The sequence below is a fragment of the Saccharothrix sp. NRRL B-16314 genome, assembly GCF_000716595.1.
Lineage (GTDB): Bacteria > Actinomycetota > Actinomycetes > Mycobacteriales > Pseudonocardiaceae > Actinosynnema.
Map to the genome: position 1 here is coordinate 1 of NZ_JNXC01000209.1, position 327 is coordinate 327.

A 327-nucleotide genomic window follows, 5' to 3' on the forward strand; every position below is an offset into this window, starting at 1 on the left:
CTGTGGGCCCGTACGCGGACCGAACACCCTCACCACCCTCGGGAGTCAGTCATGTCAGACCGCTTCGACGTCGTCGTACTCGGAGCTGGCCCCGGCGGCTACGTCGCCGCCATCCGCGCCGCCCAGCTGGGCAAGCGGGTCGCGCTCACCCTGCTCACCCACGGCCACCCGGACCACGCGGAGGGCGCCGCCCGTTTCGCGGAGCTGACCGGGACGGCCGTACGGGCCCTGGATCCGGCGCTGCGGCTGGGCGACGAGGGGCTCGGCGCGGGGGACGTGGTGACGGTCGGCGGTCTGGAGCCTGTCTCTTATACACATCTGACGCTG

General features: G+C 72.5%; 1 protein-coding gene. It reads left to right on the forward strand.

From position 1 onward, the window contains the following. Positions 1-51: 51 nt before the first annotated feature. Positions 52-327, forward strand: a 276-nt coding sequence (locus tag OQ02_RS39680; RefSeq protein WP_033443841.1) for an MBL fold metallo-hydrolase, incomplete at its 3' end; no start/stop codon positions are given.